Source organism: Hydrogenivirga sp. 128-5-R1-1 (assembly GCF_000171895.1).
Genome location: NZ_ABHJ01000458.1, coordinates 1 through 1183, shown reverse-complemented (window position 1 = coordinate 1183; position 1183 = coordinate 1). Strand labels below are relative to the sequence as shown.

1 pseudogene is annotated in these 1183 nt (G+C 25.2%); it reads right to left on the bottom strand.

Going from position 1 to position 1183, the window contains the following annotated elements:
• A pseudogene (locus HG1285_RS20095) lies at positions 1–1183 on the bottom strand (hypothetical protein); the annotation flags it as partial.

The following is a 1183-nucleotide window of genomic DNA, read 5'->3' as shown; positions in this document are numbered from 1 at the left end:
CTTTTTAGTAAATCTATTTTTTTATTTACTGAGCAGTTTTCAATTCTATCTGAAAGGTTTAACAGATAATCTTTGTCAAATACCTTTAAGAAAAAACTTTTATTAGAATCATAAAGTAAACAAACCCATTTAGGTTTTATGGTTAACAATTTTTCAGACCAGATATTGTTAAAAAATTCTTTTTCTTCATACGACATTCTTTCAACTTCAAGTACAGACAACTCCCATGAAAGTTTTTTGTATAAAAACTGGGAATTATATTTGAAAATTATCTTTCCGAAATCTGCAAGTGCATATCTACCTAACCTTGTATTTCTGTTTAAAACTAAAATATGAGTGGTAAACTTTAAAGGATTTTTTAAATCTTCGTCATCAGATTTTTCTATTCTTTTTTTAAACTCTTTAATATCACTGTAAGCTATTATTTTAAGTTTAGCTATTGTAGACTCTTTCGTTCCACTATAGTCTGTAGCTAAATAATAATAATGATTGAATGCTGAAGGATAATCTTTTTGAATTATTTCAATATCACCAAGTCTAAGAATAGCTTTTCTAATTATTTCCAGATTTTGGGTAATACTTACAATCCTTCTAAAAAGTTGCTTTGCAAAATCATATTTTTTTATTCTGTACATATTTTCAGCGACGATATAATAAAAGTCTGGATTATCTATCAAATATTCCTCATTTTGCTTATATGTATCGTATAAGTATTTATAGGCTTTTTTGTATTTTTTTTGATTAAAGAAAAGTAATCCTTTTAAAAATCTTATTTCAGGATTTTCTTCTCTTTTTAAAATGTCTTTTATACTGATTTTTATAGCATATTGAGTAATTATATCTAACTTGTTAAACCATATTGCAGTTCTTAATATACCAATTAAAGAATTAATATATTTTTGTTTGTCTTTTGCTATAAAAAGAGATGTTTTATAAAAGAACATTGCTCTTTCGTAAAAACCCCACGCTTCAAATAAATTACCTTTTGTGTAGTAATAATCCCAATCAAGACTTTTCTTAAAAGCCATATATGTATTCAACAAATATAAAGCGTAATTAAAATATTTTTTTATTCCCGTCTTTTTCCCTAACTTTATGTAAACTTTCGCTAAAAGATAGATTGAAGGTACATAATAAGGATTTTTTTTACTTTTTGTAAGTCTGTACAAAGTAGTTAAAGCAG